Origin of the sequence: Salinisphaera sp. S4-8 (genome assembly GCF_040361235.1) — a bacterium.
Taxonomy (GTDB): Bacteria; Pseudomonadota; Gammaproteobacteria; order Nevskiales; family Salinisphaeraceae; genus Salinisphaera.
Map to the genome: position 1 here is coordinate 37,603 of NZ_APNF01000016.1, position 24,242 is coordinate 61,844.

Annotated in this window: 19 protein-coding genes and 4 pseudogenes; 7 read left to right on the top strand and 16 right to left on the bottom strand. The window is 62.5% G+C overall.

The window, feature by feature from the left end:
• Window positions 1–20 precede the first annotated feature (20 nt).
• From S4A8_RS17625 to S4A8_RS17665, 9 genes are all read right to left on the bottom strand, one after another.
• Window positions 21–1,133 (bottom strand): oxamate carbamoyltransferase subunit AllG family protein, encoded by a 1,113-nt coding sequence (locus S4A8_RS17625; RefSeq protein ID WP_353221144.1) that lies wholly within the window; start codon window positions 1,131–1,133, stop codon window positions 21–23.
• Between the two features lie 8 nt (window positions 1,134–1,141).
• On the bottom strand, window positions 1,142–1,774 hold the full coding sequence (locus tag S4A8_RS17630) for an SRPBCC family protein (protein ID WP_353221145.1): 633 nt from the start codon (window positions 1,772–1,774) through the stop codon (window positions 1,142–1,144).
• Entirely contained in the window at window positions 1,764–2,282 is a 519-nt protein-coding gene (locus tag S4A8_RS17635; protein ID WP_353221146.1) for a (2Fe-2S)-binding protein, read from the bottom strand. The genes S4A8_RS17630 and S4A8_RS17635 overlap by 11 nt, the downstream gene beginning before the upstream one ends.
• The gene (locus S4A8_RS17640; RefSeq protein ID WP_353221147.1) at window positions 2,279–3,094 is read right to left on the bottom strand and encodes an FAD binding domain-containing protein; all 816 of its coding nucleotides are present in this window, start codon (window positions 3,092–3,094) and stop codon (window positions 2,279–2,281) included. The genes S4A8_RS17635 and S4A8_RS17640 overlap by 4 nt, the downstream gene beginning before the upstream one ends.
• On the bottom strand, window positions 3,081–5,438 hold the full coding sequence (locus tag S4A8_RS17645) for a xanthine dehydrogenase family protein molybdopterin-binding subunit (protein ID WP_353221148.1): 2,358 nt from the start codon (window positions 5,436–5,438) through the stop codon (window positions 3,081–3,083). The genes S4A8_RS17640 and S4A8_RS17645 overlap by 14 nt, the downstream gene beginning before the upstream one ends.
• Window positions 5,435–6,709 carry an amidohydrolase/deacetylase family metallohydrolase gene (locus tag S4A8_RS17650; protein ID WP_353221149.1) on the bottom strand — a complete coding sequence of 425 codons (1,275 nt, stop codon included), beginning with the start codon at window positions 6,707–6,709 and terminating at the stop codon, window positions 5,435–5,437. Before S4A8_RS17650 ends, S4A8_RS17645 begins: the two co-directional genes overlap by 4 nt.
• A 423-nt stretch (window positions 6,710–7,132) precedes the next feature.
• Complete coding sequence (locus tag S4A8_RS17655; RefSeq protein ID WP_353180511.1) at window positions 7,133–7,633, bottom strand: MarR family winged helix-turn-helix transcriptional regulator; 501 nt, start codon at window positions 7,631–7,633, stop codon at window positions 7,133–7,135.
• 129 nt (window positions 7,634–7,762) lie between these two features.
• Window positions 7,763–8,164, bottom strand: a complete 402-nt coding sequence (gene hpxZ / locus S4A8_RS17660) for an oxalurate catabolism protein HpxZ (RefSeq protein ID WP_353221150.1) — start codon at window positions 8,162–8,164, stop codon at window positions 7,763–7,765.
• Window positions 8,161–9,378: an amidase gene (locus S4A8_RS17665; RefSeq protein ID WP_353221151.1), complete on the bottom strand. Its 1,218-nt coding sequence runs from the start codon at window positions 9,376–9,378 to the stop codon at window positions 8,161–8,163. Before S4A8_RS17665 ends, hpxZ begins: the two co-directional genes overlap by 4 nt.
• Window positions 9,379–9,720: 342 nt before the next feature.
• Between S4A8_RS17665 and S4A8_RS17670 the strand changes: the two genes are divergently transcribed.
• The 4 genes and pseudogenes from S4A8_RS17670 to S4A8_RS17685 all read left to right on the top strand — a co-directional run bounded on the left by S4A8_RS17670 (window position 9,721) and on the right by S4A8_RS17685 (window position 14,857).
• Window positions 9,721–11,304: a gamma-glutamyltransferase family protein gene (locus S4A8_RS17670; protein ID WP_353221152.1), complete on the top strand. Its 1,584-nt coding sequence runs from the start codon at window positions 9,721–9,723 to the stop codon at window positions 11,302–11,304.
• A gap of 64 nt (window positions 11,305–11,368) precedes the next feature.
• Window positions 11,369–12,214: a glutamate racemase gene (gene murI / locus S4A8_RS17675; RefSeq protein ID WP_353221153.1), complete on the top strand. Its 846-nt coding sequence runs from the start codon at window positions 11,369–11,371 to the stop codon at window positions 12,212–12,214.
• Window positions 12,215–12,577: 363 nt separating this feature from the next.
• Window positions 12,578–13,636, top strand: coding sequence for a ferredoxin reductase (locus tag S4A8_RS17680; RefSeq protein ID WP_353221154.1), 1,059 nt, complete (start codon window positions 12,578–12,580; stop codon window positions 13,634–13,636).
• Window positions 13,637–13,686: 50 nt separating this feature from the next.
• A pseudogene (locus tag S4A8_RS17685) lies at window positions 13,687–14,857 on the top strand (fatty acid desaturase family protein).
• A gap of 93 nt (window positions 14,858–14,950) precedes the next feature.
• Here the strand turns inward: S4A8_RS17685 and S4A8_RS17690 are convergent.
• The 3 genes from S4A8_RS17690 to S4A8_RS17700 are packed head-to-tail and all read right to left on the bottom strand — an operon-like array spanning window position 14,951 to window position 17,652.
• Window positions 14,951–16,414, bottom strand: a complete 1,464-nt coding sequence (locus S4A8_RS17690) for a sodium:solute symporter family protein (RefSeq protein WP_353221155.1) — start codon at window positions 16,412–16,414, stop codon at window positions 14,951–14,953.
• Entirely contained in the window at window positions 16,411–16,638 is a 228-nt protein-coding gene (locus S4A8_RS17695; RefSeq protein ID WP_353221156.1) for a hypothetical protein, read from the bottom strand. Before S4A8_RS17695 ends, S4A8_RS17690 begins: the two co-directional genes overlap by 4 nt.
• 60 nt (window positions 16,639–16,698) lie before the next feature.
• Entirely contained in the window at window positions 16,699–17,652 is a 954-nt protein-coding gene (locus tag S4A8_RS17700) for an amidohydrolase (RefSeq protein ID WP_353221157.1), read from the bottom strand.
• A 777-nt stretch (window positions 17,653–18,429) separates the two neighbouring features.
• On the opposite strand from S4A8_RS17700, the gene S4A8_RS17705 reads away from it, so the two are divergent.
• The 3 genes and pseudogenes from S4A8_RS17705 to S4A8_RS17715 form a co-directional block, all read left to right on the top strand.
• Entirely contained in the window at window positions 18,430–18,729 is a 300-nt protein-coding gene (locus S4A8_RS17705; protein ID WP_353221158.1) for a transposase, read from the top strand.
• Complete coding sequence (locus S4A8_RS17710; protein ID WP_353221159.1) at window positions 18,726–18,911, top strand: hypothetical protein; 186 nt, start codon at window positions 18,726–18,728, stop codon at window positions 18,909–18,911. The genes S4A8_RS17705 and S4A8_RS17710 overlap by 4 nt, the downstream gene beginning before the upstream one ends.
• A gap of 48 nt (window positions 18,912–18,959) precedes the next feature.
• Window positions 18,960–20,032, top strand: a pseudogene (locus S4A8_RS17715) (IS3 family transposase); the annotation flags it as partial.
• Between the two features lie 256 nt (window positions 20,033–20,288).
• Here the strand turns inward: S4A8_RS17715 and S4A8_RS17720 are convergent.
• The 4 genes and pseudogenes from S4A8_RS17720 to S4A8_RS17735 form a co-directional block, all read right to left on the bottom strand.
• Entirely contained in the window at window positions 20,289–21,530 is a 1,242-nt protein-coding gene (locus tag S4A8_RS17720; RefSeq protein WP_353221161.1) for a hypothetical protein, read from the bottom strand.
• 549 nt (window positions 21,531–22,079) lie between these two features.
• Window positions 22,080–22,820: a TrkA C-terminal domain-containing protein gene (locus S4A8_RS17725; RefSeq protein WP_353221162.1), complete on the bottom strand. Its 741-nt coding sequence runs from the start codon at window positions 22,818–22,820 to the stop codon at window positions 22,080–22,082.
• 163 nt (window positions 22,821–22,983) lie between these two features.
• Window positions 22,984–23,596: pseudogene (locus S4A8_RS17730) on the bottom strand (DDE-type integrase/transposase/recombinase); the annotation flags it as partial.
• A gap of 175 nt (window positions 23,597–23,771) precedes the next feature.
• A pseudogene (locus S4A8_RS17735) lies at window positions 23,772–24,179 on the bottom strand (tyrosine-type recombinase/integrase); the annotation flags it as partial.
• Window positions 24,180–24,242: the final 63 nt, after the last annotated feature.

Here is a 24,242-nt window from a genome sequence, read left to right on the forward strand (position 1 = left end):
GGCGCCGCGTCGGGCATGACTCAAGTGACCGTGGTTCGGGCGGATTGAAAAAGCGACACGTCCGGTTCGTAGAATCCACGCCCGGCCAGACCGCCCTCGCGTGCGGCGCTGACCATGGCCAGATGCACCAGCGGCGAACGCCCACTGGCAGCGATGCGATGACAACACACCAGACCGATGTCGTCGGTCACCGCGGCGGCGCGCTCGGGCCAGTCGGCCGGCAACAGTGCGCCCCAGGCCTGACTCAAGGCCGGGACAAACCCCAGCGCCTGGCCGCCGAGGCCACAAAAATCGATCACCGGGCTATCGCCGACCGCGCCGATCACGGGCACGTCTTCGCAGCCCGGCAGGCGGGTACCGATCGGTGCCGTGGCGCCGCACGTACGCCAGTGGCGTTCCCCGGCAAAACGCACCCCGAAGACCGCTCCATTGCCGCCGACCGCCGCGATCGAGCCACCGTGTGCCTGCATCGCCCAGGCACTGGCGGCCATGAGCATGGGCAACACGAAATTGGCATTGGCGGCGATCGTTTCGCCATAGGCAGCGGGCAGATCACCCAGCGCTGCCTGCAATTGGACGTTGGCCTCGCCCGTACGGGCATGGCATTCGTCGCCTGCCTGCAGCGACGCGTCGATCCAGTCGCGTACCGCTAACGGCGTAGCGGCCAGACGCGCTGCCAGCTGATCGAAAGCCCAGTCCGCCTGTTCATGCAGATGGCGCACGCAGACAGCGTCCGCCGAGCCGAAACGCAGCGCCGGTGGCGCGCTTTCGGCGATCGGGGCCAGCACCTCGTGACGGTCGTCGCCCACCCGCCACACGGGCATGGCGCTCGATACCACCTGGGCCAGCGGCGTAACCACGCCATGATCCTGCGCCGGCACCAGCCGCACAGCCCCGGTGTCGATGGCGTCGGCGGCCGCATCCACATGCTTGCCGGCATAGACCAGGGCATGAATCGCCGCGTTTCGTATCGGCTGAGACAGCACGCGACCATCCAGCGGCGGGCCGGCGTGCAGCAAGACGTCGTCGCCCAGCGCTGGCTTCATATCGCCCAGCCGTGCCACGCCGCGCAGACAGGCGCCGTCGAAAAGCGTGGCGAGCTGCGCGCGCTTGGCGTCGAGCGGGATTGGCATGACGGCATTCATGCGGCTGACTTGCCCAACAGCCGGCGCCACCAGTTCACGATCATCCGCCAGACCAGGCTCAGTGCATTGACCGAGCTGGTATCGACGGATTTCAGGCGTGCGCGGCCCGGTGTCTGTGCAACGTCGTTCGCCGCATGCTTGGCCGGGGCCTGCGTGTCGCCGGCCGCGTCCTCGGCCGAAGCTTCGGGTTGCAGCGCCTGCTGCAGGTTGTCGGCAAAGTCGCGGGTGAGCTGATCGGCCAGCGCCTTGACGATGCCCTCGCGGCTGAACTGCGCCAGCTTGCCGGTAATCGAGAACGACACGCTCAACTCGACCGCGGTCGTTGCGCCTTCCTCGATCACGGCAAAGGCGGCTTCGCCTTTTACCCGGCTGTTGCTCTTGCGATCGGTCCCACGACCCTGCAGCGCGCCGCTGCGAGTCGCGTCGTCGAGGCTCAAATCGCCCTCGCCGGCAAAAGCGGCCGCGATCGGGCCCAGCTTGACCTGAAAGGTGAGCTTGAGGTGATTGTCCGCAACCGGTTCGCGTAGCGTCGCGCCCGGCAGGCAATCCACCAGCAACGCCGGATCCTGAAAGGCCTGCCAGACGTCGGCGGCCGGGGCATCGATGGTAAAGCGTTGATTAAGATCCATCGGAACTCTCTTGCGGATAGGTTTCGAGCACGTGCTGAATCGCCCGCACGATGCCGCGATAGCCGGTGCAGCGGCACAGATTGCCGGCCAGCTCTTCGCGGATACGGGCTTCGTCGGCGTGCGGCAGGCGCTGCACGATGTCGCGCGCGGTGATCAGCATCCCCGGCGTGCAATAGCCGCACTGCAGGGCATGTTCCTGGCTGAAGGCACGGCGCAGGGCCGCGGTCAGTGCATCCTCTTCGAAGGCTTCCAGGGTGCGGATCTGGCGGCCTTCGAAACGCGCGGCCGATTGCAGACAGGAACGCTGCGGCACGCCATCGATCTCGACCGTGCAGGCGCCGCACACGCCCTGTTCGCAACCCAGATGGGTGGCGGTCAGCCCGCAATGCTCACGCAGCACATCGGCCAGATGGGTACGCGCTTCGGCATTGATCTCGCGCGGCTGGCCATTCACGTCCAGCCGAAACGTCACCGTGTTGCTTTCAGGAAACTCCAGCGGCTGGCTCATGCGACACCTCGCATATCGGCGAGCACATCCGCCAGCAGCCCGGCATGCAGGGCACGCCGGTGGCCGACGAGCGCCAGTGTTTCGTCGTCGAGCAACGCGGCCCGGGCCGCGGATGCGGCCAGTTCGTCGAACAGGCCGGCGCGTTCGACGACCACCGGCGCGCCGTCGAGGGCCGAGAACACCAAGCGTTCGACCCCCGTGGCCGGATCGGCCACGCCACTGACAATGGCCAGCGCGAATTCGCCGGTCTTGCGACAGAACTTGCGATAGGACCAGCGCGCGCGATCGCCCAGCGCCGGGATATGGATCGCGATCAGCACTTCATCCTCGGCGAGCACGGTTTCGAAAGCCGAGGTCATGAAATCGCGCGCCGCGACCCTACGCGGCCCCTGTGCTCCCTGGACCTCGAATGTCGCCCCCAGCGCGGCCGTGGCCGCGATCCAGTCCGCAGCGGGATCGGCATGGCAAAGGCTGCCGCCGATGGTGCCGCTGTTTCGTACCGCCCGGTAGGCGATCCCGGCGGCCACATGGGCCAGCATGCCGGTGGTCGCGTCGTCGTAGCGGCCGTCTTCGAGGGCGGTATGGGTGACCAGCGCGCCAATGACCATCGTCTGGTCTTCGCGGCGGATGCCCTTGAGCGCCTCCACTCTCGCGATATCGACCACACATTCCGGCTGCGCCAGACGCAGATTGAGCATCGCGCCCAGCGACTGTCCACCGGCGATCGGTTTGGCAAACGCCTCGGCCTGAAGTGCTTCGATCGCGCCGGCAATATCGGCCACGCGTTCGATACGGTAATCAATGGCTTTCATGGGCCGCCTCCAATGCCGCAATCACCCGCTCGGGCGAAATCGGCACGCTATGAATCTCGGCCCCCAGGCCCGCCAGCGCATCGTTGACCGCATTGGCAATCGCCGCGGGCGGGGCAATCGCCCCGCCTTCGCCGATGCCTTTCTGGCCGAAACTGCTGAACGGGCTCGGCGTCTGCATGTGCTCGATACGCAGCGGCGGCATCTCGGCCGCGCCCGGCACCATGTAATCGGCCAGCGTCGACGCCAGGGGCTGGGCTTCGTCGTCGAACGGCATTTCTTCGTAGAGCGCGGTGCCAACGCCCTGGGCGAGCCCGCCGATCAGCTGGCCTTCGACCACCATCGGATTGATCAGCACGCCGCCGTCTTCGCAGATGGCGTAGTCGAGCAGCGTGACCGCGCCGGTGACGGTATCCACCTCGACCGCGCAGGCATGGGTCGCATAGCTGAACGTGCCCATGTCCGGACGCATCTTGTAGCCCGCGACGAGCCCCAGCCCGGCCGGGTCCACATCGTCGGGCAGTCGCTGCGGCGCGCGATACCAGGTATGCGCGATCTCGACGAGGGTGATCGAGCGGCTGCCGTCGGCCGTGGCGACGGCGCCGTTTTTAAACACCAGATCGTCGGCCGCTACATTGAGCAGGTGCGCGGCCAGATATCGCAGGCGATCGGCGAGTTTTTCGCACGCCGCAGCGACCGCGCCGCCGGACATCACGGCATTGCGCGAGCCCCAGGTGCCGGTCGAATACGGCGAGCCATCGGTATCGCCATGCCTGATGCGAACATGTTGCGGGTCGATACCAAGCACTGTGTGGGCGACCTGAGCCATGGTCGTTTCCATGCTCTGACCGTGCGAATGCGCACCCAGATAGAGTTCGAGAATGCCGTCGGTGGTCACCCGCGCATTGCATTGCTCGTAGCCGGGCACCATGGGAATGCCCCAACCGTGATAGACCGAGGTGCCGTGCGCGCCCTGCTCGCAGAACGTCGCCAGGCCCAGGCCGATACGCTTGCGACCCGTGGCTTCGGCCTGGCGCGCACGCCAGCCGCTCCAGTCGAGCGCTTCGACGGCGCGCTGCATGCAGGCGATATAGTCGCCCGAGTCGAACAGCTTGTTCGTGATGTTCGTGTACGGCATGTCGTCGGCGCCGACGAGGCTGCGTTCGCGCAGCTCGTACGGCTCGATGCCCAGTTCGCGAGCCGCGATATCGAGCATGACTTCGAGCGCGAAACACACCCCGGTGCGGGCGACGCCGCGATAGGGCAGGATCGGCGGCTTGTTGGTCGCCGCCGAGCGCGTATGACAGCGGTAGCTGTCCATCTTGTACGGGCCCGGCAAGATCGAGCCGATCTGCGCAGCTTCCAGACAGGCCGAAAACGGATAGGACGAATAGGCACCGGAATCGACGATCGCATCGCAATCGATACCGGCCAGGCGGCCGCTGCGTTCGACATGCACGGTGATGTCGTAGGCGTGCTCGCGGCAGTTGGCGTTGGCCGATAGATGCTCGTTTCGATCCTCGATCCAGCGGATCGGCCGGTCGAGCTGCATCGCCAGCCACGCGCAACAGATTTCCTCGGGTAGCAGAATGCCCTTGTAGCCAAAGCCACCGCCGACATCGGGCGAAACCACGCGTACCTGACCTTCGTCCAGGCCCAGGCATTCGGCCAGGCCGGTACGGTTGATATGCGGCATCTGCGCCGCGCTGGTCATCTCCAACCGGCCGAGCCGGTGGTCCCAGTAACAGACCACACCCCGTCCTTCCAGCGGCACCTGGCATTGACGCGAGGTAGACAACGACCGGCGCAGACTGACCACGTCGTCAGCCATTGCGGCCGCGTTGTCAACCTGTGTTTCGAGAAAGACGTTGCTATCCCAGTGGGCGTGCAGCTTGCCTTCGGCGCTGCCATTGGCCGCGGCATGCATATCCGACACGACCGGCAGGTCTTCGTAGTCGACAAATACCTGCTCGGCCAGATCCTCGGCCCGGGCACGGCTGGGCGCGACACACATCGCCACCATCTCGCCGACGAAACGTACCTTGTCCTTGGCCAGCGGATACTGCTCGGAGACCTGAAATCCAGGCAGCTTGGAAGCGGCCACGATCGGCTTCACGCCGGCCATATCGGCCATCGTGTAGACCAGCGATTCCCAGCCGTCGGGTTTTTCGATTTCCACGATCCGGGCATGGGCAACCGGGGCACGCACGAAGGCCACGTCCAGCATGCCGGGCATGCGGATATCGGCCACGAACTGACCGCGACCGGCCAGAAAGCGCGCATCTTCCTTGCGCGCCAACCGCGCGCCGATGCCCTTGGCCTGGGTGTCGGGTGGGGCGCCGGTCATGCCGAGGCAGCTTGGGCCGGCGCGAACTGCGGCAGCGTGGGCGCATCTGCATCGAAGCGCTCGCCGGCCCGCAGACAAAAGCGGGGCGTGAGCATGCGCTCGGCGGTCACGCGATGATCTTCGTTATCGCGCAGCGTCCACTGGCCGCGCTCATCGTTGAGCACCGAGACATCCGCAACCGCGCCCGGCTTGAGATGGCCGATGTCGTCGGCCATGCCGAGCATGGCCGCGGCGTTCGAGGTGACCATCGGCACGACCTGATCGAGCGTGAGCCCGAGTGCGAGCATGCTGGTCATCGCCGAGGTCAGCGAAAAGCGCACCGCCCCGGCGAACATGTGATCGCCCTCTTCGGGGTCGGAGTGCACATCCGGCGTGCCGGGCGGCGGCGCTACGCGGGTGTTGTAGCCGTGCATGTCGGCGCCGAGCGTATTGGGCACGATGCCGGCATCGAGTACCTTGCGCGCGACATCGAAGCTGAAGTGCGAACCGTGGCCCACGTCGATCTTCACGCCCTTGTCGAGCACATCGCGAATGAGGCCGTGCACCTGGCCGTGCTTGTCCACGAACCCGCCGGGATGACGGGTGAACGGATGGGCGAGCACATCGCCTGGTTTGACCAGTTCGAGCACGCTCGGAAAGATCGTGTCCGGGTCGATATCCATCGGGTCTTCGGGCGACGGCCAGAGCTGACCGAAATGCAGATAGACCGGCATACGCGACTGGCGCCCGATCTGGGCGGCGAGCTTGATCACGTCCATGCCCCAGCGCTGGAAACCGCCCAGCTCCGCATGCGCCTTGATGCCCTTGACCAGATCGGGGTTGGCCTCGACCGCCTTCGCGGTGGCATCGATATCCAGACATTCCGGCTGATAGAGCTGCGGGTAGTAGTGGCCTTCCAGCCCGCCGACGAGATAGGCCGAGATGAAGGCGAGCACGCGCGTTTTCGCCGGCTCGGCGATGAAATGCCGAAAGCCGGGCAGTGTCATGCAGCTCGGCCCGCCCTGATCGACCAGCGTGGTGACCCCCGAACGCACGCCCACCATGTCGGGATCGAGACCGAAGCGTCCGGTCACATAACGATAGATATGGGCGTGGGTATCGATCATGCCCGGCAGCACGAGATTGCCGCTGCAGTCGATGACGTCGGCATCCGAGGCATAGGGCGCGTTCAGGCCGGTAACGATACCGTTCTGTATGACCAGGTCGGCCTGCTCATCCGTGCCCGTTGCCGGGTCCACGACCCGACCGCCCTTCAACACCGTCGTCGACATTCTGGCTCCTTGCCTGCGTGATCTGCGATAGCCAGAACAGCGCAAGGCTTGTGCCAAATGACCACGTTGCATACAACGTAGATTATGCAACCGGCTGTTTAACAATATTTAAATTATTTAACTATTAAGTGGTACACCCCTCACTTGCCACGAAAACCGTATCCGAAATGTCGTCGATCAATGCGCTAAAACAACGCCGCTGCACCAGCATGGGGGAACTATGTGGTGCACCTCGTATTTTTTACTAGACTCAAAATCAGATGATTTCTCGGGCGGGGAGCGCGCATGAGGCTACACGCGCCTCGCGGCCAACGGCTGCGTTGAAAACAGCGGCTCGAGCCCGCTGTTTGGCTACCGGATCAGGAACACGCGCTGCACGTGCTGCCACCCACGAAGCGGCAGACGACGCGCCGAAATTGCCTGCTAACGCAGGCGAAAAGGCACCGTGCCCAGCTCGTTATTGGCTTCGACCAGGCGTGCCAGATACCACACGAACAGGTCACGATCAGGGCCTTCCAGGGCTTCGACCGTGCGTTCGTGGGCGCGTTGTACGGCGGCGGTCATCTGCTGCACGTGATCGCACCCTGCGCGGGTCGCACGGGTCAGGCGAACACGCCCGTCTTGTGGGCTCTGACGGCGTTCGACCAGGCCACGCTGCTCGAGCCGACGCAGCACCTCGCCCACGCTGGTGCGCTCGAGCCCGATCTCGTGGGCCAGGGTCATCTGGTCCATTTCGCCATGCTCGGCCAGCGCGGTGAGCACGCTGTATTGGACCGGGGTGATATTGAAGCCTTCGGTTTCCTTGGTGAACAAGGCGCTATGAATCTGGTGCAACCGGCGAATGAGAAAGCCGGGTCGAACCAGTAGCGGCGAGCGCGCTTCGAACTCGGCGAGTTCCTGGGCAACGTCGAGAGGATCGGGCATGGCAGGCAGGCTCGCGTAGGACGAATGAGCTCGACACGCGCCTGCCCGACCACCTGTGACGCCGGGTCGAATGGGCGCGAATCGCCGGACGGGCGCACAGACAGCGCCAACCGGCGTTTTACACACCCGTTAATTCTTTGGCAATACAGATACGTGTGCCGACACGACCCGCCAGCCGACATCGAAGCGCACCCAGCACTGGCTTTGCCGGCCGATGGATACGCCGTTTTCATGCGCGCGCTCGAACTCGATACTCGCCGTGGCGAAATCCTCGCCAAATGTCGTGATCGCGATCCGTCGTATGCGCCGGTCGAGATTGGCCGGATTGCGCGCCCGGCGAAATGCCTGGATCTCGTCGTGCCCATAGAGCATTTCGGTCGCCCCGTAGCGCACCGTGTGTTCGCTGTCCCAGAACAGCGTATCCAGCATCTCGACATCGTTGCCGGTTAGCGCGGCCTCGTAACGCATGAGCGCGTCCGTGACTTCGGCCACCACATCGCGGCGATTGAGCTGTTCGGGCGACTGACTCATAGCGGCGCCCGCCCGGGCGGTATCGGCGCCTGCGGACATACCCGGCCGGCCAGTTCGATCAGGCGCATATCGCCATTGCGGCGCGTCATGATCGACAGGCCCAACGGCAGGCCGTCTTTCATCGCCAGCGGCAGACTCATCTGCGGCAACCCGGCCAGCCCCGCACTGCACAGCAACGACATCGCCTGCGAGCGGTAGGTGGTTTCCAGTGACGCGTCGGTTTCGCCGCGCGGCGGCGCGGGCCGCGGTGTCGTGGGCAGCACCACGACATCGTCTTCGCCGATCAGGTGGTCCAGCCGGGCCACGATGTCGGCGCGATGGACCCGCGCCTTGCGCAGCGCGCCGGCATCGATCCGCGCGGCCTGGGCCATGCGTTCGCGCACGCCGGGACCGAGCGTGGGGCGGGTCTGCGTGACCCAGTCGCCGAGCGCGTCCCAGACGTCCGCAGCCTGGAGGATACGAAAGGTTTCGAACCAGCAGGCCAGGCCATCATCGGCCAGGCGAATCGTTTGTATTTCATCGGCTTGTGCCGCGATCGTGTCAATAGCCGGTGTCAATGCATCGGCGATGTCTGCCTCTACCGCCTCGAAGGCATCGGCGGCGATCAATACCCGCTTGAACGCCCCGCTTTCCCGGGCATCCGGCAGGAGCACGCGGCCCACCCGCGCAAAGATATCCGCATCGCGAGCGAACCAGCCGATGCAATCGAACGCTCGGGCAAAGCGCAGCAGTGCGGGCGTGGGCACACGGCCGTGGGTGGTTCGCAGGCCCAGCAAACCACAATAGCTCGACGGCACACGCACCGAGCCGCCGCAATCCGTGCCCAGCGCAAAGTCCACCAGGCCGGCACAAACGGCCGCGGCCGAGCCGCTCGACGAACCGCCACTCAAGCGATCCAGCCCCCAGCTGTTCTTCGGCGCGCCATAGTGGCTATTGTCGCCGGTGAGCGAATAACACAGTTCGTCGGAAATCGTACGCCCAACGAGTTCGGCGCCCGCCGCAAGCAGACGCGTGATGCAATCGGCATGGGTTTGCGCGGGCGCATGCGTGGCCAGCCACTGCGGCTGGCCAAAGCCGGTGCGCGTACCGGCGATATCGAAGACGTCCTTGGCCGCAAACCGCAAACCGTCGAGCACGCCCTCGCCGGTAGGCGCCAGCGCGGCCGGGTTGTCGCGACAGAAGGCATCGACCGGATCGTCGACCCGGGCACTCATCGCCGCGCCACCGGTACGCGGCCGTTCGATGCGCCGGTGGCTCCGCTGGAATATGGTTTCGAGACGGCCTTTTCCATGACGCACTCCCTGCATCGCGATACGCTCAATTGAACGTGCCGTTGTATGCAACGTGTATGCCATGTAATGATCTGGCGCGGGCAACGTTGGCGCCGCTTGCAAGCTTAGGTGATCGGGCCGTAACGCGACCCAGACTTACGGGCGGTATGGCGGCGTATTGCAGCCGCAAAAGTGCTGCCAAGCCTTTGAAAATAAAAGTTGGAAGAGCGCCGGCGTTCGTTTTGCATGCCGGATGCCTAATCACAGTGATCGAGAACGCTATCCATGCTGCAAACCGCGAAAGGCCGTTACGGCTGTGTTACCGCTCCCCATCTGTCGGCCGCACTGGCCGGCCGCGATGTACTGGCTGCCGGCGGCAGCGCGATCGAGGCCATGGTCGCGAGCGCGGCCACGATCGCTGTGGTCTATCCGCATATGAACTCGATCGGCGGTGACGGCTTCTGGCTGATCAAGAAGCCCGGCCAGGCACCGATCGGTATTTCGGCGTGCGGGCGCGCCGCTGCGCTTGCCACGCCGGACTGGTATGCCGAGCGCGGCCATCACGCAACCATTCCGGCCCGCGGCGCCGAGGCCGCATTGACCGCCCCGGCAACCATCGCCGGCTGGCAGGCCGCGCTCGACCAGCTCGAACGCGAACCGATGGCGCTGGGCACACTGCTCGCACCCGCTATCGCCCATGCCCGGGACGGCTTCGTGACCACCGGCAATCAGGCTAGCTGTACCGCGGCCAAGGCCGACGAGCTACGCGACGTGCCTGGGTTTGCGCAAGTCTTTATGCCCGGCGGCAGCGCACCGCGCGAGGGCGATATCTTCTATCAGCCGGCCCTGGCCAATACGCTGGAAACCCTGGCCCGCGAGGGCTTGAACAGCTATTACAGCGGTTCGCTGGCAGCGACCCATGCAGCATATCTCGAGGCCATGGGCTCGCCGCTGCGTGCATCCGACCTGGCCCGGTGCGCCGCCGATGTCGTTGCGCCGCTGTCCACCCAACTTTCGGTGGGCACGGTCTACAACATGCCGCCGCCCACGCAGGGCGTGTCGTCGTTGATGATTCTGGCCCTGTTCGACCGCCTGAAAGTCGCCGAGGCCGAGGGCTTCGATCATCTGCACGGACTCATCGAGGCCACCAAGCAGGCATTTCTGATTCGAAACGCCGAACTGGGCGACCCCGACCATATGCACCGCCCGGCCGAATCATGGCTGGAGGCCGCCCATCTCGATGACCTGCATGCGGCAATCGACCCGCGCAAGGCCCTGGACTGGCCCTATGAAGCCAAGGCCGGCGATACCATCTGGATGGGCGCGACCGATGCCGACGGCACCATGGTGAGCTTCATTCAGAGCGTGTTCTGGGAACACGGCTCGGGGCTGACCTGCCCGGACACCGGCGTGACGTTCCAGAACCGCGGGGCCGGCTTTTCGCTGACACCCGGCGCCAATCAGCTGGCCCCCGGCAAGCGCCCGTTCCATACCCTCAACCCCGCCATGGCCGAACTCGAGGACGGCCGGCTGATGGCCTACGGCACGATGGGCGGCGAAGGCCAGCCCCAGACCCAGGCCGCCGTATTCTCGCGCTATGCGATGTACGGCCAGGGCCTGCAACGCGCGGTCACCGCCCCGCGCTGGCTGCTCGGCAAGACCTGGGGCGATGCCACCACCAGCCTCAAGCTGGAAAACCGCTTCGACCCGGCCCTGATCGACGCACTCATCGCCAGCGGTCACGAGGTGGAAATGATCGAGGCTTTCTCGGATCTGGCCGGCCATGCCGGTGCGGTGGTTCGCCACCCGGCCGGCTATTGCGAAGGCGCAAGCGATCCCCGGGCGGACGGCGGAGCCGTTACGCTCTAGGTACCCACGGCGCGCCTCACGACCATGCCAGAATAGCGGGCTTTCACCAGCAGATCGCACAGGCATGGCAGGGCGCCCTATTCTGGTATTCGACTCCGGCATCGGCGGGTTGACGGTGCTGCGCGAGATTCGGCGCGTACTGCCCGAACAGCGCTTCGTCTATGTCGCCGATGATGCCGGCTTTCCCTATGGCGACTGGGACGAGGCGCGCCTGCGCGAACGCCTGATCGGCCTGATCGGCGAACTGCTGACCGCCTATACACCGGCGATCGTGGTCATTGCCTGCAACACGGCGGCCACGCTCGCGCTCGCGGATCTACGCGCGGCTTATCCCGAGGCCTGCTTCGTCGGCACGGTACCGGCCATCAAACCGGCCGCCGAACAAAGCCGTTCCGGTCTGATTTCGGTTCTGGCTACGCCGGCCACCATCCAACGCGCCTATACCCGCCACCTCATCGATACCTTCGCTGCCCACTGCGAACTCACGCTGGTGGGCAGCCGCCATCTTGCCCGCCTGGCCGAGGCCCATGTGCGCGATGGCGCCTGCGATACCGATATGATTCGTGGCGAGATCGCGCCCTGTTTCGTCGAAAAGGCGCAGCAAAAAACGGATATCGTGGTACTCGCCTGTACCCATTACCCGTTGCTGGCTGACTTGTTCAAACAGCTTGCGCCGTGGCCGGTTTTCTGGCTCGACCCGGCCCCGGCGATCGCCCGACACGTATTCAACATCGCTCGGACGGTGCCCCGTGATCGCCCCACGCTTGCCTGGCCTAACGACAGGCCAACCGATTGGGCCGTATTCACAGCCGGTGCCCCTGAGGCGCCTGTCGAACGACTCATGCAGCAATTCGGTCTGGTCAGCGACAACACATACACGGCGACCCAGCGCGGCGAGTTCGCGCGGTAACGGCGTTTACCGTGATATGAGGCGCTGGATTTTCGAACGATTCGCCGCCCTTTAAAAGTCGTAAGAACAATTCATTACGACTATTTCGGCACGAACACGCGTAACGGCGACTTCAAGGCGCCCATATCTAAACCGCTGGTTTACCGACATAAATCTTAAAAGAAAACATTTAGCAAATTCAGGCGCCCGGCTTTAAAGACGTTTTCGCCCTGCGACTACGATACGTCGGCCATGCCCGGGCCGAGTTGCACCCCCGTATCTGAAACAAAACGGCTGTGCTACAACGAACCCAAACCAGAATAAGCAGTCGAGGCGGCCAACCCGCCCAACGATTGCAACGGCCACGCCGTGAGAGGAGACCCCATGAAGCCGATCGTCAAGAAGGTGTTGCAAAGCTCTTTGGCCGAGTCGTTGACCACGCCCTTGTCGGTCGACCATTACCTGGGGCTGATCGACAGCAAGCTCTCGGTCAACGAACCGCGTGGGCGTATCGCTGATATCGAGCGCCAGACCGAAGACAGCGTGACCCTGACGATCGACCCGAACGACAACTGGATCACACCGCGTCCGGGCCAGCATATTCTCTTCGGTATCGATCTCGACGGCGTTCGCTACCGCCGCTGTTTTTCGATCGCCAGTGCCGCCCGCGACAAGCGCGTGGAAATCACGGTCAAACGCAATGGCGACGGCGTGGTGAGCAATTTCCTGGTCGACCACGCCAAGGCCGGTCAGCTGGTCTATCTCAGCCACCCGGAAGGCGAGTTCTACCCCAATGTCGAACCGCCGGCCAAGGCATTTCTGCTGAGCGCGGGCAGCGGCATCACGCCGGTGATGAGCATTCTGCGCTCCTGGATCGATAAAGATGAGCTTCCGGACGTGGTGTTCATGCACTACGCCAGCACCGATGAAGACATGATCTATACCGACGAGCTCGAAGCGCTGGCCAAAGACCATGACGCGCTGACGCTGATCATCCGCTATACCCAGGAGCACGGTCGTATCGATGGCGAAACGCTCGATCGCGATGTGCCCGAGCTTGGCGAACGCATGACCTGGCTATGCGGGCCATCGGGCTTCATGGACGCGGCCGAGTCTCTGCTCGACTCGCGCACGACCAAACCCATCTTTCGCGAGCAGTTCGAGGCCAGCCGCCGCGAAGCCGCCCAGGGCGAAGGCGAAGTCCATTTCATCAAGTCCGACGTGGCGGCCTCCGGTGATGAAGGCTCACTGCTGGAAGTGGCCGAAAGCGCCGGGCTGAACCCGCCCTACGGCTGTCGCATGGGCATCTGCCATAGCTGCAAATGTCGTGTCAGCGAGGGCACGGTTCGCGATCTGCGCAACAACGAGGTCCACGAGATCCGCGATACCGACATCCAGATCTGTATCCATGCCGCGGCGGGCGACGTCGCGCTGGAAATCTAACAGGCGTTCTCGACGCAAGAACGTCGTCATATCCACCCGAGGAGCACACCATGGGCCGACCGACACATTTAAGCGACGCCGACGTCGAACAACTCGGCGCCGAGCTCGACGCACTGCGCGATGAAGTCATGAACAGCCTGGGCGAAGAAGACGCCCGTTATATCTATCGCGTGCTCAATACCCAGCGGTTTTCCGAAGTCGCGGGCCGCGCATTGCTGTTCGCGGGCATTTTCCCACCCGCCTGGCTGGCAGGTACGGCGTTGCTATCCGTCTCCAAAATTCTGGAGAACATGGAGATCGGCCATAACGATGCACGGCCAGTGGGACTGGATGCACGACCCGGCACTGGATTCGGCTACCTACGACTGGGACAACACCTGCCCCGGCCGGCAATGGAAGCACTCGCACAACTACATGCACCACACCTATACCAATATCGTGGGCATGGATCGCGATGTGGGCTACTCGATCCTGCGCATGAGCGAAGAACAGAAATGGAACCCGGCGTTCCTGTTTCAGCCGTTCTATGTGCTCGTACTCGCAGCCTTGTTCCAGTGGGGCGTCGCCCTGCACGATCTCGAATGGGAGCGTCTGGGCAAGGACAAGAGCTATGCCGAGGCGCTATCGCAGGGCCGCGATATCTGGCGCAAGGTCCGCCGGCAGGTACTCAAGGACTACGTGCTGTTCCCGGTACTGGCCGGCCCGATGGCGCCGTTCGTGTTCTCCGGCAATCTGGTGGCTAACCTTAACCGGAACCTGTGGTCGTTCACGATTATCTTCTGCGGTCATTTCACCGAACAGGCCGAGATGTTCCGTATCGAGGAAACCGAAAGTGAAACCCAGGGCGAGTGGTATCTGCGCCAGATGCTCGCCTCGTCGAACGTCACCGGTTCCAAGTTCTTTCATATCATGGGCGGCCATTTGGGCTACCAGATCGAGCATCATCTATTTCCGGATATGCCCTCGAATCGGTACCGTCAGATCGGGCCCAAGGTCGAGGCGATCGCCAAACGCTACAACCTCAACTACAACACCGGCCCGTTATCCAAACAACTCGGCGGTGTGGCCAAGCGAATCGTGCGCATGGCGCTGCCGCACCGGCGCAAGCGCAAGGGCCCGATCCCCTCGAGCATCCACCACGAACGTCCCGCCGCCAAGACCCAGGCCAAGCGGCGCTCGCAGGTCAACGGCTCGGCCTCCGCTGCGGCGGCCGCGCACTAGAACGAAGCGCTGGCCGGCCGAATTGGCCAGATATGTAGGCGGCGCACTACCTTGAAGTAGCGCGCCGCCCGCGAACGCTATCAGCAACCAAGGTTAGGCGTTGCGATATTCCGCCGCGAGCGCCGCGTCGACCGGCTTGGTCATGAGGCTCACGGCCACGAATACCGCGATGTTGCACAACAGGCCGACCAGGCCCGCGTTCATGTCCCAAGGCGTGGCGTCGGCCACGATCTGGTAGTAGTAGTTGACGCCGATGCCCACCACCATGCCGCTGATCGCACCCGCGGCGGTGCCGCGTTTCCAGATCAGCGCTCCGTAGACGGCGGGTACGAACTGGGCGATCGAGCCATAGGCACCGACCAGCAAGGCAATGATCCCGGCCGCACCGAAGATCGACAGCCAGTAGGCCGCCGCGCCGATGCCGACCACCGCCAGCCGCATGATCCAGATCTGGGACCGTTCGGACAGATCCGGCTTCAACGCCCGACAGATATCGCGCCCGAAGGACACCGAACCACCGTGGGTGATCGCATCCGACGACGACATGGCCGCAGCCAGCGAACCGGCGCCGATCAGGCCATACAGCCAACCGCTGGCGCCGAGCTCGTTGGTGATGAGATACGGCAGCAGTTCGTCGGCACTACCCAGCGCATCCGGTGCCACCACACCAATACCGGCATAGCCCACGAACAGCACCGGCACCAGGAAAATACCGAACAGCGGGAAGGCCAGCGTGGTGAGCTTGATGCGTTTTTCCGTGGTCGTGTACGACTTGGTGAACAGATGCGGCCACATCAGAAAACCCAGTGCCGACACCAGAATCACGGAGAAAAACGCCATCGCCGACATGGGCGAGCCGTCACGACCGATGGTCAGAAAATCCGGCTGGCTGGCATTGATTGCCGAGAACATATCCGTCGGCCCGTCGTGCAGCGTATTCACCAGATAAAAGCCCACCGCCCAAGCCACGAGGAGCATGAGCGCGCCCTGCAGCACATCGCTCCAGGCCGCGCCGCGCACACCGGAACTGGCTACATAGATGACCACGATACCGTAGGCCAGCAGCGCGCCGAACCAGTACGGAATCGCGCCCTCGGTGAGAATGCTGAAGATGAAGGCCATGCCCTTGATCTGCAGGGTGAGGTACTGGATGAAGGCCAGCACCGAAATCACGCCGATTAATACCGTGAGCGCGCGCGAGCGGTAGCGATCACCCACGAACTCGCCCAGGGTGACGAAGTTCTTGCGCGCGCCGATCCGCCCGACCTTCGGCCCGAGCACGTACCAGGGCAGAATGCCCAGGGCCAGGTAGGCCGGCACGAAATACGCGGCCGCACCCTGGGAGAACGCCATCCCCGGCCCGCCCAGAAAGGCAAAGGCACTGAAAACCGTACCGCCCATCATGAACCAGACCACGATGAAGCCCAGCCCCCGATCAGCGACCGCATATTCAGACACCGACCAGAACGAGCGCTTGCGACCGGCCAGCAGTCCCAGCGCAAAGGCGATGACCAGATAGACCAGCATCGAGCACAGCGCGAACATCCAGTTGCTCATGCCTCGCTCCCGCGGCCGTGTTCATAGACGTAGAAGCCAAGAATGACCACGAACGCGGCCAGCTCGACCAGTACGATCCAGAACAGGTTGAACGGCAGGCCGAACACCAGCGGCTCGACGCGGTCGGCAAAGGTGAACACCGGCACGGTCATCAGCGTGAAGGCCACGATTAAAAACAGAATATAGGCGCCGGTCGCACGACGGCGCTTGGGGGGTTGTTCCATGATGCTCCCTCGTATGGCGAGCGCTTTGGCTCGCAATGAATGCGCGCAGCCCGCGCTCGATTACGCCGCCTGCGCCAGCGTGTCCCGTGCCAGCTGCACGAACAGCGCAATCCCCGGCGCCATGATGCGGTCGTTGAAATCGTAGGCCGGGTGATGCAACCCGTGGGTATGCTCATCATCGCCCGAACCGACATGAATATAGGCCCCCGGGCAGACATCCAGCATGTAGGAGAAATCCTCGCCGCCCATGCACGGCGGGTAGTTCGGCGCCAGCGTCGTCTCGCCGAACGTGGACGCAATCGCGGCACGCGCCGTGGCGGTCGGGCCGGCGTGGTTGTAGGTCACGCTGAACTTGTCCTCGATGGATAGCTCGATCGTTGCCCCGTAGGTGGCTTCCAGGCCGGCGCATATCGCACGCAGGCGTTCGCGTAGTTTCTCGCGTGTGTCGTTATCCAGCGCACGCAGCGTGCCGGACAGCCGCGCCGTGTCCGGAATCACCGCAAAACCGGCCAGATCGCCCGCCTGAATCGAACACAGGCTAACCACCGCCGGCGCCAGCGGATCGATATCGCGGCCGACGATCGAATGCGCCCGGGTGATCAGTTCACCGGCGATACGCACCGGGTCGATACAGCCATGCGGGTTGAGCCCGCCGTGGCCACCACGACCGTGGATGGCGATATCCACCCGATCACCACCCGCCATGATCGGGCCTTCGATGAGCCCGAACTGGCCGATGGGCAAGGCCGGCCAGTTGTGCAGGGCGTACACCGTATCCATCGGATAGCGCTCGAACAGCCCGTCGGCGATCATCGCGCTTGCCCCGCCCACGCCTTCTTCGGCCGGCTGAAAGATGAAATACACCGTCCCGGCAAAATCACGATGGGCCACGAAATGCTCTACCGCGCCCAGCAGCATGGTGGTATGCCCATCATGACCACAGGCGTGCATGCGCCCAGGCACTTTCGAGGCATGAGCCACGCCGCTGGTTTCATGAATCGGCAGCGCGTCCATATCCGCCCGTAGACCCACCCGCACCGAACCGCCCGGCTGCTCCCCTGCACCCAGGCTACGACCCCGGTCACGCCGATACCGCGTTCGTATTCCACGCCCAGTTCGTCCAGATGGGCACACACCCGATCCGAAGTCGCCTGCTCCTCGAAACCCAGCTCCGGATTTTGGTGCAAGGCATGACGCAAAGTCACCAAATGCGTTGGCGCGTCGTCGAACATGGGAATACGCTCGCTAGTCAGCTGAACAGATCCGCAAAATAGCAAACACCGCCAATTATTTCAGCATGCAGCTTTCGGTAAGTCGTTGCAGGAACGGCGTTTGTTGCAGTTCGCAAGCGATCGACTCACGAGTACAGATGCACAAGAGAACCCGCTTTGCAGTCATGATCACCCTCAGACGGTACCCTTTTATTGCCGGTCGCATCGCCAGGCCACCCCAGCTAGTCAAACCTCATTGTTAACTGCTACCGCGGACGCCAAGCCCCCGATTTCTTCCAATGGAATTTGTATCCCGTGCTGCGCCGCCTATCGGCTCAAAGCCACTGTATTGGATGAACCCGCTCGCGCGTCCCGATCGCTATTGTATGAGCGCTCGGGCGCCGAGTGACGAACTTGATTTGCGGCGGCACCGACCATCAGCAGACAGCATAGGTAACTCGTGGAGCGGGATTTCAAAACCTTGCTCTAATTCCTTCCGGTAATTCGGAATTAAATATACTGAGGCGCCCCGGCTGTAACGGACACCCAGATCAGGAGACAATCCTGACGGAGGTGCACCATGACCGAACGACAAACGTTTTCAGCCGAATTCAAACGTGAAGCGGTCCGGCTACTTGAAAGCGGAGACCGGAAAGCCGCTGCTTTAGCTCGCGATCTGGGCGTGCGGCGCAACCTGCTCTACACGTGGCGGGACGAGATACGCAGCAAGGGCGATGACGCCTTTTCTCGCAAACCGGGCCCGAAGCCGGCCGCCGAAGCCAGCGAGATCGAGCGGCTTCGTCGAGAGCTTGAAGCCGTTAAAGCCGAACGCGACATCTTAAAAAAAGCGGCGGCGTACTTCGCCAGAGAGCTGCCATGAAGTACGCCTGGATCGCGCAGCATCGCCAGTCCCATTCGATCGCGACCTGTTGCCGGGTTCTGGGCGTAAGCCGCTCGGGCTTCTACGCCTGGCGCCAGCGCGGTCCAAGCATCCGAGCCCAGGCCGATAAAGCGCTGACGCAACGGATTCTCAAACTGCACCCGACCATCCCCCGCTATTGAGTAGCACGTCGATCTGGAGTCCAATCACCCAAAGCCTGGAGATTGGACATGAAGAAGCGCTATACCGAAGAGCAGATCATCGGTTTTCTGAAGGAGCCCGAGGCCGGTACGCCCGTTAAAGAGCTGTGCCGCCGGCACGGCTTTTCCGAGGCGAGCTATTACACTTGGCGGAATAAGTTCGGCGGCATGGACGTCTCGGATGCCAAGCGACTGAAAGCGCTTGAGGCCGAGAACAGTCGCTTGAAGCGGCTATTAGCCGAGTCGATGCTCGAAAACGAGGTCACGCGCGAGGCCTTGCGAAAAAAATGGTAACCGCAGCAGCCAAGCGCGAGCTGGTGCGGTTTATGGGCCAGCGCGGCTTGAGCGAACGGCGTTCGCTGGCCGTGGTGGCGATGAGTGCTAGCGCATTCCGGTATCAGCCGGCACCCGATCGCAACGCGTGCTTACGCGCCGAAATTCTGCGCCTGGCACAGCGTTATCGACGCTATGGCGCGCCGATGATCTATCTCAAGCTTCGCCAGGCCGGCTGGTCCGTGAACCACAAGCGCGTCGAACGACTCTATGCCGAGCAAGGCCTGCAAGTGCGTCGGCGACGACGCAAGAAGGTGCCGATCTCCGACCGGCAGCCGTTGATACGCCCCGCTCGGGCGAACGAAGTCTGGTCGATGGATTTTGTGTTCGATCGGGTCGCCGATGGCCGTGCCATCAAGTGTTTGGGCATCGTCGACGACGCCACGCACGAGTGCGTGGCACTCGTGCCCGGTCGATCGATGAGCGGCACGCAAGTCGCCCGTGTACTCGATGAACTGTCACTCACCCGCGGTCTTCCGACGGTCATACGATCAGACAATGGGCCCGAGTTCATTGGCAAGGCCATGCTGAACTGGGCTCACCACAATGGTGTTCAGCTCAAGCAGATCGAGCCCGGCAAACCGAACCAGAACGCCTATATCGAGTCCTTCAACGGCCGCTTCCGAGATGAATGCCTGAACGAGCACTGGTTTGTAAGCCTCGCCCATGCCACCACGATCATCCGAGGCTGGCATCGCGAATACAACGAAGAACGACCGAAGAAAGAACTCAGCGGGCTGACGCCCGCTGACTACGCTGCGCAAATGGCCGCAGAAGCGGCAATCTAAACCCAAGGGCTCTGGATCAAAACGCTACTAAAACCGGGGCATGGTCGGACCCCGACAAGTCCAATCATAGGCCAGAAGTGTCTAATAGACACGGACAAGTCCAGTGGCTTAATTTACCTGCCCGTAAACGCCGGGCTAGCTCAATCTGACACCTAAGCGTAACGCGTTTCCAACAGTTGGAAATACCGATAGCGGGACTTGAATGTAAGAAGCTATCTGGCCTCAAACGCTTGCCGCGCTAATAATCCGATTCGGTGGTTTCTTTCACCGCTTGAATCCGCTGCCTCTGTCGGTACCCGTAGGTGGCATTGCGCACGGTATGCTCGTCTTCCAGGCCCGCGCCAATCGCACCGGCGATAGTGGCCACCGAAGTGGCCAGCCAAGCTAGCACGATGTAATTACTTAGCCCTATCGGATGCCCCAGCTTCTGTTCCAGCAAGCTAGAGGGCACGATGATGGATATGGCAAGAATGAACAAACCCAAAAGACATACGTAGTAAACCACCACGGCGATGCTTAGGGTCAGCACGGTTGCCATGTTGTAAAGCTTGGCGATGCGCGGCACAACGGCTTTGCGAGCGGGTTCCCATAGGCGGTGCGCGATGATGATCCAAGCGACCATCGCAACCATCGAAGCGGCCATTAGCAAGATGAAGCGTGGCCCTTGGTACGCATCGCTTAGCTTCCACAGTGTCGGGAAAATCAGGCCATAGGCGCCGGTGGCAAAAGCCACGGCGATTATACTTTTAAAGGCCGGAAAGACGGCCCAAGGGCGGTTGGCGCGCACCATGCCGGCAAGCACTCTGAAGTTTCCGCCAAACCGGGCGATAAAGCGAACATCAACCGGCGTTTTTCCATTTTTATCTGGTGTTATTCTTTTGATCGGAAACAGTTGCTCGAAAAGACGCTTGCCCGTTAGTCGTCGTGCGCCTTCGCCGCGCAAACTCTCGTCGACCTTAAGCGATTTTCTCGTCTGCTGCGCCTGGCGCTCGCGATCAGCATCGGAGCTTCCATGGCGCAGTTCATTAGCGAGCTGCAGTATCGCCTCTCGCATGCGCCGACTCAGGCCCATCGATCCGAATGTGGGCAACGAGATCAGGGCGACGGCTTTTGCCATGCTGGCGTCGGCCACCACGAAATCTTTGCCATCGCAAATAACGAGATCGGTGATACACACAGCGTAATCCCAACCGTGGCGCAGCTTGTATTCCTCGGTTTGCTCGATAATGCGCGCTGTATCCTCAACCGCCCCGACGAGGGGCGATTCGACGACCTCGACTTTCCAGTCCCGGCGATCGTCTACATAGTTGGCCAAAAGCTCGGGAAGCTGGCGGGCAAATTGCCTGGCGATATCCGCGGGCAGCTCGGGCGCAGGCACGAGCCCCAGCACGGCGGTCGTTCGGCCTGGCCGGTGGCCATCGCCAGTGGTTTGCCCCGATCCATGGGCATCTGCGTCGCGTGGTTGTTCTTGATTCGTCATGGCGCACACGGTCTGAAATATGGATTATGCGGTCTGCCGGCAGTGGCTGTTAGCCCGCCTTGCGGCGGCGCATACAACCAAAGAAGGGGTGCTCGGAGGCCGGTAGGCCGAGCGAGACAGTCTGAGCCGCACCTGCTCGTGCGGTCGTCACACCGCCATTCGGGCGCTCGAATTGATCGATATCTGAATCTTCGTCCCGTTTGCACACAGCTATAGCGCGTCGATCCAGCTTTAGCAAATCGGTGCGGAGTTTCAGCGAGCGACGATTCTCGCGGTTATCCAACTCGCCGCATATCGGGTTGACGGTATCGGCCGCGCAGTATGGCGGCGTCTCTAAAACTTTTGAGCCCGCGCGTTCCTTCGGCCCGTCGTTTGAAGCTTGGTTCGAACTAACCTCATTGCTGACTTGTTCGCATTCTGTGTGGCTTGAAGCTCGTTGAGTATGCTCTTGCCCAGGTTATTCGAGGGATGAGATGAAAAGCGTGACGAGCCAGTTTAACGGCTGCTCAGAAATTGAATGCGCCGTTATGCACCACCCTCTTCGTCTCGTTATCTCCTTTGCTCGCTGCAATTCCTGAGGTGCTCGGCTCTCGCTTCGCGCTGGGCCGCATGATCCCCCGGTGCGCGCGTCGCGAGTTCATGCAGCCGGTTGTTGCGCCCGTAGAGGACCAGGAGATCACCGGGGTGAAGGCGCAAATCCGACGGAGGCGCCCCGACGTAATCGCCATCGCCCCGCACGACGCCTAGGACGAGAACGCCTTCGCCTGGAAGGTCGAGTTCACCGATAGCCCCTTCGGCGAGCCAGGTATGCTCTCGAATATCCACCTCTACGATGCGGTAGTCCTCGCGCAGATGCAGCAGATCCGCATAGTCCCTCAACTCAAGCGTGGTATAGCGGGCGAGTAAACGTCCGATGAGCGGCGTGAGAATGCGGCCGAAGGCCCGGCTTCGAGCGAGAGCGAAGAGGGCGAGCCCGCCCAGGCCGAGCACCAAAAGCCGCTCCGGCGTAGCTGCCCCGGCCCCCACGAACGAAAGCAGCAACGTCGCGATGGACGACGCCATGCCAACAGCGCCAAGACGGATGAGCAACGTCGCGATCCGCCGCCGCGCCGGATCCTTCAGGACGGTTTCCGCTTCCGCAGTCGTAAAGCCGGTCCCAGAGAAGGCCGAGAGCGATTGAAAGCTTGCCACCTCTGCCGATAAGCCCGTCATGGAAAAGGCGACAGCCCCTATGCGGATCACCAACATCGAGAGCGCTAACACGAGAAGGAGGGAAACGACGGAAACCATAAGGCCTACCTCTTTCGTGACGCTGCCTCAACGGTATAACGCCCGCCATTGGGTGCGTCTAGAGTTAAGCGCGAGGCGCGTAGCGGAAAATGCACACCCTCGATGGCGTTGCTATCCGACGATCGGCAACATGAACCTTTTTGCGCCGCCGTCGGCGTGGATTCTACGCCGTTTCCGCAGACGGTTGAGAAAAGGTTAACGGATACTTCCGATCTTCGGCGGCCATGCACTGCCGGATACGCGGATTATGGAAGCGTTCGATGTAATCGAAGGCATCGGTTCGCGCCTCCGCTAGCGTCTGATAACGCCTTCGATACACGCCCTTTCGCTTGAGCATGCCGAAGAAGCCTCTGGCTCGGCGTTGTAACCGCAATGACCGACGGCACTCATGCTGCAGATTAGGTGGTGGCCGCGCAGGAAGCGCTGGTAGTCATCGCTCGGAAATGCGTGCCGCGGTGCGAGTGCAACGCGATAGGCTCGTCATGCGCCTCGCGTTGCCAGAGCGCCATCAGCACGGCCTTGAGTACGAGATCCCGGGTCTGACGGGCGCTCATCGACCAGCCGACCTCGGGCTTGTTATAGAGGTCGACGACGCACAGGTATAAACAGGTATAAACAGGCTTCGGCGGTACGAATATAGGTGATGTCGGTTACCATTTCGTATTGGGTTCCAGCGCGACGAAGTCGCGCTCGAGGTGTTTGCGATAATGATCCGGACGAACGCCCGAAGGCTTGGCTCGCCAACGTCGCTGTTGCGGTATTCCTTGGAGCCCTTGTGCGACATTGGGTTCAATCTACGAATTTATTCTGAATTCTCGCCAGATTTAGACCCGAAGGCGCTTGCAAACGGAGTTATCTAGTATCGATGCTAACTAGATGCCAACCGACTGTTTCTGGCCGATATGTGTAAGCGCCGAGCGAGCTAACCGCTTGGCTCGTTCGGCGCCAACGTTATACCTCTGTCTGCTCCGACATCTCGAGCGCGTCATCGACTTCGATACCAAGATAGCGCATCGTGCTTTCCAGCTTCGTATGCCCTAGCAAGAGCTGCACGGCGCGTAAGTTGCGTGTTCGCCTATATATCAGCGTCACCTTCGTGCGACGCATCGAGTGAGTGCCGTACCCGAGAGGATCGAGGCCGATGCTCACGACCCACGCTTTAACGATTCGAGCGTATTGCCGCGTGGACAGATGTGGAGACCCCGCCACCCGGCTCGGAAACAAATAATCATGGGCTCGCAGCGCGACAGCGCTTATCCATGCTTCGATCGAGGTACGGGTCTGCTCGGTCAGTTCGAACTGTACTGGTCGGCCCGTCTTCTGCTGAACAATCGCGGTGCGGGACAGTACGCGTCCACCGGAGCTACGCTCATTTCTGGTGTATGAGCGATTGAAGGAGGCGGCACCCACCTGCTGAAATTA